At 65.3% G+C, this 18084-nt stretch carries 12 protein-coding genes and 1 pseudogene; 3 read left to right on the forward strand and 10 right to left on the reverse strand.

The window, feature by feature from the left end; genetic code table 11:
• Window positions 1-67: 67 nt before the first annotated feature.
• The 4 genes from ACVIIV_RS17750 to ACVIIV_RS17765 form a co-directional block, all read right to left on the reverse strand.
• Entirely contained in the window at window positions 68-2041 is a 1974-nt protein-coding gene (locus ACVIIV_RS17750) for a MacB family efflux pump subunit (protein WP_456745304.1), read from the reverse strand.
• Window position 2042: 1 nt separating this feature from the next.
• Entirely contained in the window at window positions 2043-3278 is a 1236-nt protein-coding gene (locus ACVIIV_RS17755) for an efflux RND transporter periplasmic adaptor subunit (protein ID WP_456745305.1), read from the reverse strand.
• The gene (locus ACVIIV_RS17760) at window positions 3275-4819 is read right to left on the reverse strand and encodes an efflux transporter outer membrane subunit (RefSeq protein WP_456745306.1); all 1545 of its coding nucleotides are present in this window, start codon (window positions 4817-4819) and stop codon (window positions 3275-3277) included. The genes ACVIIV_RS17755 and ACVIIV_RS17760 overlap by 4 nt, the downstream gene beginning before the upstream one ends.
• A 1229-nt stretch (window positions 4820-6048) precedes the next feature.
• Window positions 6049-6414: a hypothetical protein gene (locus ACVIIV_RS17765; protein WP_456745307.1), complete on the reverse strand. Its 366-nt coding sequence runs from the start codon at window positions 6412-6414 to the stop codon at window positions 6049-6051.
• 297 nt (window positions 6415-6711) lie between these two features.
• Between ACVIIV_RS17765 and bamA the strand changes: the two genes are divergently transcribed.
• Window positions 6712-9225, forward strand: a complete 2514-nt coding sequence (gene bamA, locus ACVIIV_RS17770; RefSeq protein ID WP_456745308.1) for an outer membrane protein assembly factor BamA — start codon at window positions 6712-6714, stop codon at window positions 9223-9225.
• Here the strand turns inward: bamA and ACVIIV_RS17775 are convergent.
• The 6 genes from ACVIIV_RS17775 to ACVIIV_RS17800 form a co-directional block, all read right to left on the reverse strand.
• Complete coding sequence (locus ACVIIV_RS17775) at window positions 9222-10454, reverse strand: hydantoinase/carbamoylase family amidase (protein WP_456745309.1); 1233 nt, start codon at window positions 10452-10454, stop codon at window positions 9222-9224. The two genes, bamA and ACVIIV_RS17775, sit on opposite strands and share 4 nt — an antisense overlap.
• Entirely contained in the window at window positions 10447-11232 is a 786-nt protein-coding gene (locus tag ACVIIV_RS17780) for an ABC transporter ATP-binding protein (protein WP_456745310.1), read from the reverse strand. Before ACVIIV_RS17780 ends, ACVIIV_RS17775 begins: the two co-directional genes overlap by 8 nt.
• Entirely contained in the window at window positions 11229-12002 is a 774-nt protein-coding gene (locus ACVIIV_RS17785; protein WP_456745311.1) for an ABC transporter permease, read from the reverse strand. The genes ACVIIV_RS17780 and ACVIIV_RS17785 overlap by 4 nt, the downstream gene beginning before the upstream one ends.
• 63 nt (window positions 12003-12065) lie before the next feature.
• Entirely contained in the window at window positions 12066-13010 is a 945-nt protein-coding gene (locus ACVIIV_RS17790; protein ID WP_456745312.1) for an ABC transporter substrate-binding protein, read from the reverse strand.
• A 105-nt stretch (window positions 13011-13115) separates the two neighbouring features.
• Window positions 13116-13844: a histidine utilization repressor gene (hutC, locus tag ACVIIV_RS17795; RefSeq protein WP_456745313.1), complete on the reverse strand. Its 729-nt coding sequence runs from the start codon at window positions 13842-13844 to the stop codon at window positions 13116-13118.
• Complete coding sequence (locus ACVIIV_RS17800) at window positions 13841-15199, reverse strand: formimidoylglutamate deiminase (RefSeq protein WP_456745314.1); 1359 nt, start codon at window positions 15197-15199, stop codon at window positions 13841-13843. The genes hutC and ACVIIV_RS17800 overlap by 4 nt, the downstream gene beginning before the upstream one ends.
• A gap of 85 nt (window positions 15200-15284) precedes the next feature.
• Here ACVIIV_RS17800 and hutI point away from each other — a divergent pair, with 85 nt between their 5' ends.
• Window positions 15285-16499: an imidazolonepropionase gene (hutI, locus tag ACVIIV_RS17805; RefSeq protein ID WP_456745315.1), complete on the forward strand. Its 1215-nt coding sequence runs from the start codon at window positions 15285-15287 to the stop codon at window positions 16497-16499.
• Window positions 16496-18071, forward strand: a pseudogene (gene hutH, locus ACVIIV_RS17810) (histidine ammonia-lyase). The gene hutI and the pseudogene hutH overlap by 4 nt, the downstream one beginning before the upstream one ends.
• Window positions 18072-18084: the final 13 nt, after the last annotated feature.

An 18084-nucleotide genomic window follows, 5' to 3' on the forward strand; every position in this document is an offset into this window, starting at 1 on the left:
CGATCATTGGTCGATTTGCGGACGATCGTCTTGGGCGGAGAACTACGGTCATGGTGCGATCCTACGGTCAGTCACGGCTCAAAGCCACCACGGGGTCGAGGAACGCGGCGCGGCGGGCGGGGAAGAAGCCGAAGGCGACCCCGATCCCGGTCGAGGTCAGGAACGCCGCGCCGATCGAATACATCGAATAAGTGACCTGAAATCCCGGCATCGCGACGTTGATCGCCATGCCGAGCAGGATCGCGATCAGGATGCCGGCAATGCCGCCGATGGAGGAGATCAGCGTCGCCTCCACCAGGAACTGCTGGAGGATGTCGCTGCGTCTCGCGCCGACCGCCATGCGCACGCCGATCTCGCTGATCCGCTCCGAAACGGACACCAGCATGATGTTCATGACGCCGATGCCGCCGACGACCAGCGAGATGACGGCGATCGCCGCCACGAGAAAGGCGAGCGTCTGCGTCGTGCTGGTGATGGTGCGGCGGATGTCGTCGGTGTTGAGGATGACGAAATCCTTGGTGTTGTGTCGCTGCGTCAAGAGCGTGGTCACCGCGTCCTGCGCCAGATTGGTCGAGACGTCGTCGCTGATGCGCAGCAGGATGCTGCGCAGCGCCCGGTCGCCGGTGAATTGCGCCTGCACGGTGGTGTAGGGCAGGTATACCGACAGGTTCTGGTTCGAGCCGAACCCGCCCTGCTGCTGGGCGATGACGCCGACGATGCGGCACGGCACCTTGCCGAGCCAGATCACCCGGCCGATCCCCGCGGACTGGTCGTCGGCGAAGAAGGTCTTGCGGGTGTTGTCGTCGATAACCGCCTGCCGCTCGATGTTGCGCACCGCATCGGCGTCGAACAGGTGTCCTTTCGCGAGCTTGGTGCCCTTGACCTGGAAATAGCTTTCGCCGACGCCGTTCACCAGCACGTTGGATTCGTTGCCGCGATAGCGCACCGTCGTGCTGGTCGAGACCGTCGGTGTGACCCCGGCAATGAAGTCCTGCCGGTCGAGCGCGCGCGCATCGCCAAGCACGAGCGTCTTGATCTTGCCGGCACGCGCGTCGCCAAAGTCCTTGCCCGGAAACACCTCGATCGTGTTGGTGCCGAGACTTGAGATGTCTGACAGCACCTTGCGCTGGGAGGCGTTGCCGAGTGCGACTACGGACGACACTGCCGCGATGCCGATGATAATGCCGAGCATGGTCAGGAAGGCGCGCAGCCGGTGCGCGGCCATCGCCACCAGCGCCATCCGCGAGGCCTCGCGCAGGCGTCCCAATGCGCCGGTCCAGCCGGCACCGCTGTCCGGAGACGTTCGCGATGCCTTAGCAGCGGGCTCCGATACGCTTGCCGTCTCCGCGCGGCGGTCGGCGACGATCCGGCCGTCCCGTAATTCGATGACGCGCTCGGCCCGGGCGGCGACATCGGCATCGTGGGTGACGATGATGATCGTTCGCCCTTCGCGATGCAGCTCCTTCAGGATCTTCAGCACCTCCTCGCCGCTGTGCCGGTCGAGTGCGCCGGTCGGCTCGTCCGCCAGGATGACCTCGGCACCGTTGATCAGCGCGCGCGCGATCGATACGCGCTGCTGCTGGCCGCCCGAGAGCTGGTTCGGACGATGGCCGCCTCTGCTGCCGACGCCCAGCCGCTCGAGCAGCCCATTCGCGCGCGAGCGCCGCTCGCGCGCATTGATGCCGGCATAGACGGCGGGGATCTCGACATTCGCCGCGGCGGAGACGTCGCCGAGCAGGTGGTAGCGCTGGAAGATGAAGCCGAAATGCTCGCGCCGCAGTGCCGCCAGTTCGTCCGCATCCAGTTCGGCAACGTTCTTGCCGGCGACGTGGTAGGCGCCCGATGTCGGACGATCGAGGCACCCGAGGATGTTGAGCAGCGTCGATTTGCCCGATCCGGACTGACCGATGATCGCGACCATCTCGCCGGGCTGGATGCACAGCGAGAGATCGTCGAGCGCCACCACCGTGGTTTCGCCGGCCACAAACTCGCGGCGAATGCTTTGCAGATCGATGATCGGGTCGGCCGGGTGAGGGATCATGTCAGAGACCTCCCCCTCCTGGCGGGCCGCCTGGCACGCCGCGTGATGCAGTCTCCTCGTTCGCTTCTCCGGTGACGACCCGTTCGCCCTCGGAGAGGCCTGACCGGATCTCGACCGTGGTGCGGTCGTTGAGGCCGGTCTTGACCTCGCGCTCGATGACCCCGCCGGACGCGTCCAGGGTGCGGACGGTGCTGCGGCCGTCGGATTTCCGCATCACCGCAAGTGCGGGGATGACCTTCACGCGCTTGGCCTCGCCGGTGACGATGTGCACCTCGGCGGTCATGTAGGTCCGCAGCGCAAGATCCTTGTTCGGGACGTTGAAAACGCCGATGTAGTAGATGGCGGTGCTGGTGGAGCTCGACGAACTCGTGCTCGACGTCGACGTCGTGGTGGTCGAGGAGAAGCTGGCGTCGCTCTTGATCGATTCGGGCGCCGGCTCGATCTGCTCCAGCCGGGCCTCGTAACGATGATCCTGGTCGCCCAGGATCGTGAAGTACAGCGGCTGTCCCGGCCTGACCTTGACGATGTCGGCTTCGGAGATCTCGGCCCGCACGGTCATGGTCTCGAGCTGGCCGAGCACGACGATGGTCGGCGCGGACTGCACCGCGTTGACCGTCTGTCCCTCCTGCACCACGGTGGCCAGCACCGTGCCGTCGATCGGCGCGGTGATACGGGTGTAGTCGAGGTTCACCCGCGCCGTCTCGACGCTGGCTTCGGCCCCCACGATCAGCGCTTCGAGCGCCGCAATCTGGGCCCGGGTCTGCCGCACGGTCGAATCCGCGCTGTCGAAATCGCTGCGCGATGTCGCGCGCTGCGCCAGCGTCGCCTGCTGGCGTGCGAGGTTGGCTTCGGCCAGCACCAGCGCGGCTTCCTTCTCGACCCTCTGCGCGCGGTAGTTCTTCAGCGAGGCCTCGGAGCTGCGCAGATCGTTCTGCCTGGTGACCGGATCGATCTGGGCAATGACGTCGCCGGCCTTGACGCTGTCGCCGACACGGACGTTGAGCGCGGTGATCCGGCCGGACACTTGGGCGCCGACGGCGGTCAGCCGCGCCGGCTTGAGCGTGCCGCTGGCGAGCACCTCTTCGCGCAGGTCGCTCACGGCTACTGGCGCGGTGATGTAGGACTGCGCCTTGCTCGATGTGCCGGGAAAACGTGTGGCCGCCACGACGCCGGTTGCGATGATGGCGACCAGGGCGGCGGCGATCTTCAATCGCCTCGCGGTGATGATATCAGTCACTTCACCGTCTCCCGGAAGTGAGGTCCCGTGTTGCTGTCCACGATGATCGGCGTCGATATGTCGACCGGATCGGACCAGCCGCCGCCGAGCGCCTTTGCCAGCGAGATGTAGTCCCTGGCCGCCAATACCTTGCTCTGGATCAGCGAATCCTCGGCCGAATAGAGCGAACGTTCGGCGTCCAGCACGTCGATGAAGCTGGCGCTGCCGGTCTCGAACAGCGATCGCGACAGCTTTGCGGCCTCGCGGTAGTTCTTGGTAGCTTCGGTCAGCTTGGCGGCACGCACGCGTTCCTGCGACAGCGAGACCAGGGCGTTCTCGACGTCCTCGAGTGCGGTGAGCAAGGTCGAATGGAATGTCGCGAACGCCTGGTCGCGCTGCGCCTCCGCGATCTTCACCGTGGCTAGCCGCTTGCCCGCGTCGAACACCGGCACCGTGACCGAAGGTCCGACCGACCAGCTCACGCTGGAATATTTGGCGAGGTCGCCGACGCGCATCGCGGAGGTGCCGACCGAGCCGGTCAACGACACCGCCGGATAGCGATCGGCCTCGGCCGCGCCGATCTTGGCGGTGGCCTGCGCCAGCTTGCGCTCGGCGCTGGCGACGTCGGGACGGCTCGTCAGAAGATCCGCGGGCAGCCCCGTCGGCAGGGGCATGCGCGGTGCCGGCACTGGCGCTGACTTCGCCATCAGCGTGGCGACGCCGTCGGGCGGCCGTCCGAGCAGGATGCCGAGCCGATGGATGTCCGCGGCGAGCGCCGCCTGATAGGTCGGAACGTTGGCTTCGGTGCTCGCGGCCTGTGCGGTGGCCTTGGCGAGATCGACGGCGTTGCCGCTGCCGGCCTCGTATTTGCTGCGGGTGAGCTTCTCGGTGTCGCGCTGCGAGACCGACGTGCGCTGCGCCAGCGCGATGCGCGCCTGATAGCCGCGCGCGTCGACATAATAGGCGGCAACGTCGCCGATCAGCGTGACGAGGCTGTCGCGCAGATCCTCCTCGGCCGATTGCTGCCCACGCACCGCCGCCTCGATGTTCCGCTTCGTGCCGCCGAACAGGTCGAGCTCCCAGCTCGAATCGAAGCTCGCCTGGTGCAGCGTATAGGGTGCAGTGTCGACTACGGCCGAGGCGGAGCCGGCGCTGATCTTGTTGTCGGTCACCGAGGTCGAGCCGCTGACGGAAGGAAACAGGCCGGCGCCGGTCTCTTGCACCGTTGCGCGCGCCTGGCGGATGAGCGCCTTGGCTTTGGCGACACTCGGGTTGGCTTCGACGGCCTGTTCGATCAGACGGTTGAGCAGGGGATCGCGCAGCCGCAGCCACCAGCGATCCAGCGTACCGCTCTGCCGGCGCGATACCGGCTCGGCGCTCCAGTGCGCGGGCATGTCGAGCCTTGGCGGCCCGGCATAGTCCGGGCCGACGGCGCAGCCAGCCAATGTCGCGCCCAGCATCAGTGCGACGCAGGCCGATCCGGCGCGCAACAGGGGCGGCGTCGAGTGATGGTTCTCTTCTGCGGATGGTGTGGGAACTGCGACGAACAAGTTTGACGGCATCAAATCGGCTGAGATCCATTGGCCTTGCGGGCGATGCCCATGGCCGTCGGAAGGGGTAGTCCGGCCAGGCCCCACTAGCCGCCCGATCGTGGCCTTTCGGCAGCCCGAATGTTGCTGGATGTAAACAGATGTTGCGAGCTATCTCGGCGCCGGCCGGGCAGCACATCGGCCCTGTTTCGCCGTCGCGTCAAGCCCATCACGCAAAAATATTCCACTTTTACCGAAATTCGGATTTGTCGTATGTGTCGCCCCATCCTGGCTCATCCTTGAGGGGCGATCATGTGGTCGTCATGTTCGCGAGCTGGGCTTGCCGTGGACGCGGCAGCGTCGGGCGCGACAAGCCAAGGGCAGGGCGGATTGCTCTCCGTGAGCCCAAGGCTGCGTGCGGACGAACGGCGCTGTCAGGTTCGTCTCGTCTGTAAGTTTCCGGCTCTGTCGACAGGCTGGGAAAACTGCGGCGAAATGGCGGGCCGTGCGTACGGCAAAACCGTGTGGTCCTGGCCGTCGTTGCTACGGTCAAGCTCTTGCGGATGCGGCATTGGCGTCAACCGGCGCGGTGCCGGCGACTTTCGCGGGAGTGAGGGAGGCCAGAACGAACTCGGCTCCCAGGAGAGCGCGGCATAAGCCGTCCGACCATCGCGCAGGGAAGGCCGAGTGATTGGCTACACCTGTATGCTGCTGTGCGGTCTTCTTTGCGCTGCATTTTGCGCAGCAGACCGCGGGTGCTGGTTGAGCACCCGGCCTTCCCTGTGCCCTCTTGGACGAGAGGGTGGAGTGATCAAGCAAAGCTCGGGCGAATTGAGCCGCGAGAACGTGAAGCCGCGTCTGCGGCCACACATTCGCTGTCATCGCCCGGCTTGCCGCCTTCGCTCAAGCTTCGGCGGGCCAGGCACCCTTGTGGCCTCGGCGTAGCCTTGGCGGAGCCGGGACCGGGCGATCCAGTACTCCGAGACGGCAGTGATCGATCGATAGGCCGCGGCGTACTGGATTTCCCGCCCGCGCGGGGAATGACCGCGTCAGCTGTTGAGGACACCGGTGCGCTCGCAATGACGACCTGGAAAGAGCGAGCGCCACACCTCACTCTCGTGCCCCGGACGCAGCGCAGCGTCGCTTCGACGGTGCGCTGCAGGGCCGGGGCCCATCTCTCCGAACAGTCCGTGTGGCATGGGTCCCGGCTCTGCGAAACAGCGCTTTGCGCTGCATCGCGTCCGGGACGTGCAAGAACCCGATCACCACGAAATCGGAATCTTCTGCGCGAATCCGCCCAGATCCGACTCGGGGTTCAGCGGCTGGCGATCCAGCGGCCGGTTGTTGTTGCCGCGCGCGAACGAGGTGCCGGGCGGCAAGGCGTAGTCGGTGAACTTGCGCTCGCCGGGCAGCACTTCGGTCCCGCCATCCAGCCACGACCGCTTGCTCACATAGATGCGCGTGCGGGGACCGGACTGGTAGGATCGGTTGGGGCCGCGCGGACCGTATTCATAGACGGCATGCGTCGTCTGTTGCTGATCGCGCTTGCCGGTGGCTGCGCCATGCGCAGTGAGGGTCGAGGCGAGGAGGGTGACCAGCACCGTTCTGGTCACGACGAGCGCGGTCATCGGAAGATACCCCATGCAACTTCATGATGCCGTCGCCTCTCGCACCGGCTGGAGAGGCTGTAAAGAATTCTGGCGTTGCGCGATGTTGCTGCGCGCTTGCGCGGACGGGCTGCGGGCCCGGCAGCGCGCATCTCGTTCGTTCGCCGCCGAAAGGCTCGCACGGCCGTCATGGCGGCCGCACTCGAGCGACTGATCCGCAAATCAATCTCAACGACTGGAAACGATCCAGCAATCTCAAAGCCACATCGCGGCCACAGCCGTTTCGTTTCAGAGCAGGAGGTGCTCCTGAGGTGTGGAATGTCGGTGTTGCGGGTCTTGCTGATCGCGGTGGCGATGAGTGGTGTATCGATTGCGAGTTCAATTCCCGTCGTGCTGATGCCGCAGCCGGCGGCAGCGCAGGGCGTGGAGACCATCGTGGTCGAAGGTAACCGCCGCGTGGAAGCCGAGACGGTCCGCTCCTATTTCAGACCCGGCCCCGGCGGGCGCCTCGATCAATCCGCCCTCGATGACGGGCTCAAGGCGTTGATCGGGACAGGCCTGTTCCAGGACGTGAAGATCAGTCAGTCCGGCGGCCGCCTCGTGGTGTCGGTGGTGGAAAATGCCGTGATCGGCCGCATTGCCTTCGAGGGCAACAAGAAGATCAAGGACGAGCAGCTCTCGGCCGAGATCCAGTCCAAGCCGCGCGGGACCTTCTCGCGGGCGCTGGTACAATCCGACACGCTGCGCATCGCCGAGATCTATCGGCGCTCGGGCCGCTACGACGTGCGCGTCACGCCTGAGATCATCGATCAGCCGAGCAATCGCGTCGATCTCGTCTTCACGGTCGAGGAGGGGGTAAAGACCTCGGTCAAGTCGGTCGAGTTTATCGGCAACAGTGCCTTCTCGGCCTCGCGATTGCGCGACGTCATCAAGACCCGTGAGAGCAACCTGCTCAGTTTCCTCGCCAGTAACGACATCTATGATCCCGATCGCGTCGAGGCCGATCGCGACCTGATTCGTCGCTTCTATCTCAAGAACGGTTTCGCCGACGTCCAGGTCGTCGCCGCGCTCACCGAATACGATCCGGAGAAGAAGGGCTTTCTCGTCACCTTCAAGATCGAGGAAGGGCAGCAATACCGGGTCGGGTCGGTGAGTTTCCGCTCCAGCATTCCCAATTTCGACGCAAATTCGCTGCGCGTCTATTCGCGCGTCCATGTCGGTTCGCTCTACAACGTCGAAGCGGTCGAGAAGTCGACCGAAGAGATGCAGATCGAGGCCTCGCGCCGCGGCTATTCCTTCGCCGTGGTGCGGCCCGGCGGCGACCGCAATTTTGGGGCGCACACCGTCTCCGTCGTGTTCAACGTCGACGAAGGCCCGCGGAGCTATATCGAGCGCATCAACATCCGCGGCAACACGCGCACGCGCGATTACGTGATCCGTCGAGAATTCGATCTCTCGGAGGGCGATGCCTACAACCGCGCGCTGGTCGACCGCGCCGAGCGGCGGCTGAAGAACCTCGACTACTTCAAGAGCGTCAAGATCGTCACCGAGCCCGGCTCGTCGAGCGATCGCGTCATCCTGATCGTCGACATGGAGGAGAAATCGACCGGCGACTTCTCGATCTCGGGCGGCTACTCCACCTCCGACGGTGCGCTGGCCGAAGTCTCGATCTCCGAGCGCAATCTGCTCGGGAAGGGGCTCTACGCCAAGGCGTCGGTCAGCTACGGCCAGTATTCGCGCGGCATATCGTTGTCCTTCGTCGAGCCTTACCTGCTCGACTACCGGATGGCGCTCGGCTTCGACACCTACTGGCGCCAGCAATTGTCGAACAGCTATACGAGCTACGGCGTGACCACGCTGGGCTTCTCGCCGCGCATCGGCCTTGCATTGCGCGAGGATCTCTCGCTCCAGCTCCGCTACTCGCTCTATCAGCAGAGCATCACGCTCGCCAGCGCCTACAACAATTGCAACAACAATGCCTCGAACACATCACTGGCGTTCAATCCGACGCCAGCCTACATCAAGAACGTCCTCGGCGGCGTGGATCCGACCAATTCGACCGATTCGGGCGTCTACGGATACGGCTGCTATGGCGACGGCGAGTCGAGCCTGCCGGTCCGCAAGGAGCTGGCGAACGGCGCGACCTGGACGTCGGCGCTCGGCTACACGCTGAACTACAACACGCTCGACAACACCAAGAACCCGACAGAGGGGTTGCTGGTCGACTTCAAGCAGGATTTTGCGGGCGTCGGCGGCGACGTCACCTACCTGAAGACGGCGCTGGACACCAAGTACTACACGCCACTCGTGCTCGATATCGTCAGCGTGATCCATTTCCAGGGCGGTCTCCTCAGCAAGCTTGGTAGCCAGGAGCTGCGCATGCTTGATCATTTCCAGATGGGGCCGAATCTCGTGCGCGGCTTCGCCTCCAACGGCATTGGTCCGCGCGACATCACCTATCGGAGCTTGGGCACCAACGGCGATTCGCTTGGCGGCACCAAATATTGGGGCGCGTCGATGGAGTTGCAGATGCCGTTCTGGTTCCTGCCCAAGGAAGTCGGCTTGAAGGGCGCAGTCTACGCCGATGCCGGATCGCTCTGGGGCTACCAGGGTCCGACCTCATGGTCGGCCACGGGCGAAGTCAACACCAAGGCCTGCCCGACCTGCGGACTTCAATATGACGACGGCAATGTGGTGCGCTCGTCGGTCGGCGTCGGCCTGATCTGGGCCTCGCCGTTCGGGCCGTTGCGCTTCGACTATGCCGTGCCGATCACGAAAGGAAAATACGACGTGGTTCAGGAATTCAGGTTCGGCGGCGGCACGTCATTCTAGCCGCCAAGTATCCGCCGGCAGGTGTCGACGAACACCTGTGCGCCGGTGACGATATCGGCATCGGCGGTGTTCTCGGTCCAATGGTGGCTGATGCCGCCGATCGACGGCACGAACAGCATGCCCGCGGGCATGACGGTCGCCAGCATCTGCGCATCGTGCCCGGCGCCGCTGGGCATGCGGATGGATCGGCCGCCGGCCAGGGCTTTGCTCGCGGCCTCGATCGCATCCTGAAAGCCGGAATTCATCATGGCGGGCGCACCAGTGCGCAGTTTCTCGACGGCGACGGTGCAGGGACCGTTCGAACTGGCCTCCTCCGCCATGGTCCGCAGCAATTGCTCCAGCCGCGCGATCACGGCCGGATCGTCGTCGCGGATCTGGAACAGCATCTCTGCGCCACCCGGAATGATGCTCGGCGCGCCCGGATCGAGCGTGATGCGACCGGTGGTCCAGACCGTGCGCGGGCCGCATGCAGCCGGAAAGCGTTCGTCGATCGCGACGCAGAATTTTGCCAGCGCGAGACCGGCATCCTTGCGCACCGCCATGCGCGTGGTGCCGGCGTGGTTCTGCTCGCCGGTAAAATTGATCTGGTACTGCCAGATGCCGACGATGGAGGTCACGACGCCGATCGCGAGGCGGCCGCTTTCGAGCGTGTCGCCCTGCTCGATATGCGCCTCCAGATATCCGACGTGCCGCCCCTGCTCGACGGTGACGCGCGGGCGCCCGGCGAGACCCATGTCGGCAAGCGCATCGCGCATGGTGCGGCCGCTGCTGCGGTCGCGTGCGGCATCGATGTCGGCCTCGGTGACCTGCCTGACATAGGAGCGCGAGCCGAGGAAATGGCCGAAATGTCCCTCCTCGTCGCACCAGGCGGCGACTTCGACCGCGCCTTTCACGGAGGGATCGGCATTGAGAACCCTAGCGGCTTCGAGCGCGTAGACGACGCCGAGCGGGCCATCGAGCCAGCCGGCGTAGTTCTGGCTTTCCAGATGCGATCCCGCCAGCAGCTTCGGCCCGGGCTTGGCGCTGGTGCCGAAGACATTGCCGATGCCGTCGATCGCGGCGTTGAGGCTCGCCTCGGGCAGCTTGTGCATCAGCCAGTCGAGCGATTGCTTATGCGGCTCGGAGAAGGTCGGCTTGTGCACGCCGGTCTTGTAGGCCCCGATGGCGCGCAGTGCATTGAGGTCGGCGAGAACGCGCTTGCCGTCGGCGCGGGGCTGGGTGTCAGGCATGTTCGGCAACCTTCAGTGCCTCGGTGCGGATCTCCTCGACCAGCCGCTCCTTGAGCTGGACGAATTCCGGCGTGGTCTTGATCTTGTAGGAACGCGGATGCGGCAGGTCCACGTTGATCTCAGCCTTGATGCGGCCGGGGCGTGCGCTCATGACGATGACGCGGCTGCCGAGGAAGATGGCTTCCTCGATGTCGTGGGTGACGAACAGCACGGTCTTCTGGTCGCGCTCCCAGATCCCGAGCAGCATCTCCTGCATCAGGGCGCGGGTCTGGTTGTCCAGCGCGCCAAAGGGCTCGTCGAGCAGCAGGATTTTTGGATCATTGGCGAGCGCACGCGCGATCGCCGTGCGTTGCTGCATGCCGCCGGAGAGCTGCTTCGGCCAGTGGTTCTCGAAGCCCGACAATCCGACCTGGCGGATGAAGGTATCCGCGGTCTTGTTCCGCTCCGTCTCGGATACGCCGCGCTCGCGCAGGCCGAAAGCGATGTTCTCGCGCACGGTCAGCCAGGGAAACAGCGTGTAGGACTGGAACACCATGCCGCGATCCGCACCGGGGCCGGTTACCTCGCGTCCGTCGAGCGTGACACGCCCGCTGGTGGGACGGTCGAGGCCGGCGACGATACGCAGCAGCGTAGACTTGCCGCAGCCGGAGGGGCCAAGGATGGTGACGAAGTCGTTGTTGCCGATGATGAGGTCGGTCGGCTCCAGCGCCCTGGTCGGGGCGTTGCCGTGGCGCGCGGGGAAGGTCCGCGAAACCTGTTCGATCCTGAGCGTCGTCATGCCAGCTTCCAGGGAAACAGCCAGGCGTTGAATGCCTTGAACAGGAAGTCCGAGAGCAGGCCGATCAATCCGATCACGATGATGCCGAAGATGATCTGGCCGGTGTTGAGCAGCGCCTGGCTGTCCGTGATCATGTGGCCGATGCCGGAGGACGAGCCGATCAGCTCGGCGACGATGACGTAGGTCCAGGCCCAGCCCAGCACCAGCCGCAGGATTTCTGCGATCTCCGGCGCGGAGGAGGGCAGCAGCACCCGCCGGATGATGCCGCGGTCGCTGGCGCCCAGCGTGTAGGCGGCCTCAACCAGGTCCCGCCGCGTGGCGCCGACAGTCACCGCGACCATCAGGATGACCTGGAACACCGAGCCGATGAAGATGACGAGCAGCTTTTGCAGCTCGCCGATGCCGGCCCAAAGGATCAGCAACGGGATGAAGGCGGAGGCGGGCAAATAACGAGCGAAGGACACGAACGGTTCGAGGAACGCTTCGATCGGCTTGTAGGCGCCCATCAGCACCCCGAGCGGCACCGCGATGATCGCGGCGAGTGCGAAGCCGCCGACGACGCGCCAGATCGTCATGCCGATGTCGAACAGGAAGCCGTGCTTGGTGAGCAGCTCAACGCCCTCCTGCACCATGGTCAGCGGATTGGCGAGGAAGGTCTTCGACACATGGCCGCCGAACGTCGCCCACGACCAGAGGGCGACGAACAGCACGAAGAACGCAAGGCCGTAGGCCGCGCGCTGCTTCGATGTCACGGGATCCAGAGGACGCATCAAATTGTCTATCCGAATGGTGCGCCGGCTCCGCCGCTGGCGGAACCGGCAGCTCGAAGAAATTTACTTGATGAAGCTCGCGTCGTAGAGGTCCTCGACCTTCGGCACGGACTTGATGATGCCGATCTCGAGCAGGAGCTCGGCGGCCTCCTTGTTGAAGGTCAGGAAGTCGCCGGCGAAGAACTTCTGGTTCGCGGCCTTGTCCTGCCAGCGCAGATATTTCGCCGAGTTGCCGAACTGCTCGCCGGTCTGCTTCACGTCGGCGCCCATGATCTCATAGGACTTGGCCTGGTCCTTGGCGATCATGTCGAGCGCCTCGAAATAGCTGTCAGCGAGCGCCTTGGCAGCCTTGGGATTCTCGCTCAGGAACTTCGGCGTGCAGCCAAAAGTGTCCATGACCATCGGGTAGTCGAGCGTGGTGGCGATGATCTTGCCCTTGTCGGGCGCGGCACGAACCGTCGACAGATACGGTTCATAGGTCATCGCCGCATCATTCTGGCCGGAGACAAAGGCTTGCGCCGCGGCCGCCGGCTCGAGGTTCACCACGGTGACATCCTTCGTGGTGAGGCCGTTCTTCTTGAGCATCCAGGCCAGCGCGAAATAGGGCGAGGTGCCCGGCGCGGAAGCCGCAACCGTCTTGCCCTTCAGGTCCTTGATCGCGGCGACGTCGTTGCGCACGGCCATGCCGTCGGCGCCATAGCTCTTGTCGAGCTGGAAGATCTGCTTGGTTGCGACGCCATTGGCGTTCCAGGAGATCCAGGTCTCGACCGTGGTCGCCGCGCACTGGATGTCGCCGGAGGCGATCGCAAGGTGGCGGTCCTTCTGCGGAATCTTCTTGATGGTGACGTCGAGGCCGTTCTTCTTGAAGATTCCGGCCTCCTTCGCCAGCGTCAGCGGCGCGAAGCCGGTCCATCCGGAGATGCCGACGCCGACCTTGACGTCGTCGGCGAGCACCGGGGTCGTGGCCGCGAGAGCAATGATTGTCGCAAATACCTTTGAGCTACGCATGATTGTCGTCCTCTTGCCGATCGATGGTTTGACGTCCTGTTGATCACTGTCGGCCCATCTGGACCGTTGCCCGACGCGTTGCACGAATTGTGCCGACATGTCCTCTCAGCCTCCCTTGAATCGGGCGACAAGGCGGTGAGAGTCACCGGGATAGAGCAGGCGCACCGCGGTGATGGTGCGTGCGCTGCGCCAGGTGTAGCGGTCGATCACGAGGCAGGGCGCGCCGACGGCGATGTCGAGCGCTTCCGCCGTGCGGTCGTCCGCAACGATGGCGCTGATCGTATGCTCGGCTTCGGTCCATGGGACATGGTGAAGCAGCCAGGAGCCCGGCGGCTCGCGCGAGAAATCCGCGGTCGCGGCATTCGGTACGGATGAGAGATCAATCAGCCTGTCCTCGACCGCGAACGGAACGTTGTCGGCGCTATGCCGGCAGGTGATCGCGACCACCTTGCCGGCCTTCTTCGCGCCGAGACGGTCGCGGTCGGCAGCGGTCGACGCGCGCAGCTTGAGGCCGATCAGCTCGTAGCCGTACGAGCGTCCGAGCGCGGTGATCTCGGCGCGGATGTCGGCGATCTTGAGCACCGCCGACTGATGCTGCGGCCGGCGTACGAACGAGCCGGCGCGCCGCCGCCGCTCGATCAGGTCGGCCTGTGCCAGCTCCGACAGCGCCTTGTTCACGGTCATGCGCGAGCAGCCGTAGCGCTCGACCAGTTCGTGCTCGAAGGGAATACGATGTCCGGGCGGCCACTCGCCGGTCAGGATGCGCTTCTCGATGTCGGCGCGAATGCGTTTGTAGAGCGTCGGCTTGTCGGCTGCGTCAGCGGCGAGGCTCATGCGACGAGCCTCCGCACTGCTGCGTTGAAGTGTTCGCGTGCCGTCTGGCGAAGTCTGTGCCGGCCGCCCTCGACGACCTTGTCGCCGCCGGCCCAGACGCAGTCGATCGCACCGCTGCCGGCTGCAAAGATCCAGCCATCGATGGCCGCGTCCCTCTGACGTCCAGCCAGCGATGGATGCGCAGTGTCGAGCGTGACGATGTCGGCGCGCGCACCGGGCGTGAGGCCGACTGACGATTGCGCCAGCGCTTGTGCGCCGCCAGCGAGCGCATGATCGAACAGCGTGCGTCCCGTCGAACGGCCTGCGCCACTGGAGAGCACGTTGCGTTCGCGATGCTTTAGACGTTGGCCGTATTCGAGCTGACGGAGCTCGTCGGTGACGCCGACGAGCACATTGGAATCTGTGCCGACGCCAAAACGGCCGCCGGCGTCGAGAAACGCGCGCGCCGAAAAAATGCCGTCGCCGAGGCTCGCTTCCGTGATCGGGCAGAGGCCGGCGATCGCGCCTGTCTTTGCGAAAGCCGCCACTTCCTCGCCCGTCGTGTGGGTCGCGTGAATGAGGCACCAGCGTTGGTCCACGGGGGCATGTTCCAGCAGCCATTGCACTGGACGGCGTCCCGACCAGGCCAGGCAATCATCGACTTCCTTCACCTGCTCGGCGGCGTGAATGTGTACCGGCCCGCCTTCGGCGATCGGAATGATCGCGCCAAGCTCGTCCGGCGCCACCGCGCGCAAACTGTGTGGTGCGATGCCGATATTGGCGCCAGGCAACGCGCTGATCGTCTGGCGCGAGGCAGCCATCAATGCGTCGAACTGATCGACCGTGCAGATGAAGCGGCGCTGGCCGGTGTGCGGTGCCGCGCCTCCAAACGAGCCATGTGCATAAAAGCTCGGCAGCAGCGTCAGCGCAATGCCGGAGGCTTCGGCGGCCTGCGCGATCTGCGCGGCCATCTCGGCGATGTCGGCATAGGGCGAACCGTCGCGGTCGTGATGCAGATAGTGGAACTCGCCGACGCGGGTAAAACCCTGCTCGAGCATCTCGACATAGAGCAGCGTCGCAACAGCCGCGACGTCGTCGGGCGTCATTGCCAGCGCAAAGCGGTACATCGTCTCGCGCCAGGTCCAGAACGTGTCGGTAGAATCGCCGCGCAATTCAGCAAGCCCTGCCATGCCGCGCTGGAACGCGTGGCTGTGCAGGCTCGCAAGTCCCGGAAGCGCGATTGCGTGGCGCTCGTCGCCAGCCGCGGGCGCCACATTCGGCGTCACCGCTGCGATCGCGCCGGCGGTGACGACCACCTGCACGTCATTGGCCCAGCCTGAAGGCAGGAGCGCGGAAGCGAAATGCAGTCGGGTCATGATTACACGCCGGCTGGACAGAACGGCATTACGATTATATGTCTAGACATATAAGTCAAGCATCCGACGGCGAATGGATACCCGCATGGCAGAGCGCTTCGACCGGATCTGGCATAATGCCCGTCTCGCCACGATGCGGACCGACCGCCCCGATCTCGGCGAGGTCGAGCACGGCGTCATCGCGGCACGCGGCGGCCGTATCGCCTATGCAGGCGCGAAGGCGGACTTCCCCGTCGATGCGGACGCGATCGAGCGGATTGATTGCGCGGGGCGCTGGATCACGCCGGGTCTCGTCGACTGCCACACCCATCTCGTCTATGGCGGCAACCGTGCGCATGAATTCGAGCTGCGCCTGAAGGGCGCGAGCTACGAGGAGATCGCGCGCGCCGGCGGCGGCATCGTCTCGACAGTGGCGGCAACGCGCAAGGCGAGCGAAGCCGATCTCGTCGCAAGCGCGCTGCCGCGGCTCGATGCGCTGATCGGCGAGGGCGCGACCACGGTCGAGATCAAGTCCGGCTACGGCCTCGATGTTGAAACCGAGATGCGGCAACTCTCCGCGGCGCGGATCCTCGGTCGTCAGCGGCTCGTTGCGATCCGAACATCCTTCCTCGGTGCGCATGCGCTACCAGTGGAGGCCGATGGCGACAAGGATCGCTACATCGATCTCGTCTGCAAGGAGATGCTGCCCGCCGTCGCCAAGGCCGGACTTGCCGATGCCGTCGATGCCTTCATGGAAGGGATCGCGTTCTCGGCTGAGCAGACCGCGCGAGTGTTCGAGGTCGCGAGAGGGCTTGGGTTGCCGGTGAAGCTGCATGCCGACCAGCTGTCGAATCTCGGCGGTGCCGGGCTTGCCGCAAGATACTCCGCACTGTCGGCCGATCATCTGGAGCACACCGACGAAGCCGGCGCTGCCGCCATGGCGAAGGCTGGCACGGTGGCGGTGCTGTTGCCCGGTGCATTCTACTTCATTCGCGAGACGCAGAAGCCGCCGGTCGAGGGGTTCCGCAAGCATGGTGTTCCCATGGCGCTGGCGACCGACTGCAATCCCGGCAGCTCGCCGCTGACCTCGCTGCTGCTCGCGATGAACATGGGCGCGACGCTGTTCCGGATGAATGTGGCCGAGTGCCTCGCCGGCGTCACCCGCGAAGGCGCGCGGGCGCTTGGCCTCCTGAATGCGACCGGCACCCTGAAAGCCGGCAAATGGTGCGACCTTGCGATCTGGGAGATCGAGCGTCCGGCCGAGTTGGTCTACCGCATCGGCTTCAATCCGCTGCACCGCCGGGTTTGGAGGGGGCAGTGACGGAGCAGGACACCTCGATCGTCGTCAAACCGGGGACAGTCGGTCTCGATGATCTCTCGTGCGCGCTCGATGGTGCGCCCGTCGTGCTCGATCCGTCGTTCTGGCCGCGTGTGGAAGCGGCGGCGGAGATCGTCGCGAAGGCGGCGGGGGCTGACGCGCCGGTCTACGGCATCAACACCGGCTTCGGGAAGCTGGCGTCGAAGCGCATTCCTCCGGACCAGACCGCGCTGCTCCAGCGCAATCTGATTGTCTCGCATTGCTGTGGCGTCGGCCAGCCGACACCGGAGCCGATCGTCCGCCTGATGATGGCGTTGAAGATCGTTTCGCTCGGCCGCGGCGCCTCCGGCGTGCGCCGCGCGGTGATCGAGCAGCTGCAGAACATGCTGGCCCGTGGCGTCTGTCCGCAGGTGCCGCAGCAAGGCTCGGTGGGCGCCTCCGGTGATCTGGCGCCGCTCGCGCATATGACGGCCGTGATGATCGGCGAAGGGCAGGCGATCGTTGACGGGGAAAACCGTATCCGGCGCCGACGCTCTCGAGGCGGCCGGCCTCTCGCCGCTGACCCTTGGGCCGAAGGAAGGTCTCGCGCTGATCAACGGCACGCAATTCTCGACCGCCTACGCCCTGTCAGGCGTGCTGCGTGCATATCGCCTCTTCCGCGCCGCACTCGTAACCGGTGCGCTGTCGGTGGACGCGGCGATGGCCTCGACGGCGCCGTTCCGCCCCGAAATCCAGGCGCTGCGTGGCCATGCCGGGCAGATCGCGGCGGCCGCGACGCTGACCGCGCTGCTCGATGGCAGCGATATCCGCCTCTCTCACCTCGAAGGCGATGAGAGGGTGCAGGATTCCTATTGCCTGCGCTGCCAGCCGCAGGTCGCGGGCGCGGCGCTCGATCTCATCACGCAGGCCGCGCGCACGCTGATCGTCGAGGCCAATGCCGTCACCGACAATCCGCTGGTGCTGGTCGAGACCGGCGAGATCGTCTCCGGCGGCAATTTCCATGCCGAGCCGGTCGCCTTCGCCGCCGATGCGATCGCGCTGGCGCTGTCGGAGATCGGCGCAATCAGCGAGCGGCGCATCGCGACGCTGGTCGATCCCGCGCTCAATTTCGGCCTGCCGCCGTTCCTCACCCCCGATCCCGGCATCAACTCCGGGTTCATGATCGCCGAGGTGACGGCGGCTGCGCTCTATGCCGAGAACAAGCAGCGTGCGCTCGCCTGCTCGATCGACTCGACACCGACCAGTGCCAACCAGGAAGACCATGTGTCGATGGCCGCACATGCGGCGCGGCGCCTGTCCGATATGGCTGACAATCTCGCTGCCATTTTAGGCATCGAGCTTCTGGTCGCGGCCCAAGGCATCACGCTGCGCGCGCCGCATGCGACCAGCGCGCCGCTCGCTGCCGTCATTTCCGAGCTGCGCGAGCGGGTGCCCGCGCTTGGCGCCGACCGTTACATGGCGGGCGATCTCGCCAAGGCCGCTGCGCTGGTCGAAGCGGACCTGCTGCCGACCATCGCGCTCACGGCGCTTCCAACCGATCCGTTTCCAAGACTTGATGAAACGAGACTTGACTGAAGAGGTCTTCCGC

The organism is Bradyrhizobium sp. USDA 4354 (assembly GCF_054060315.1).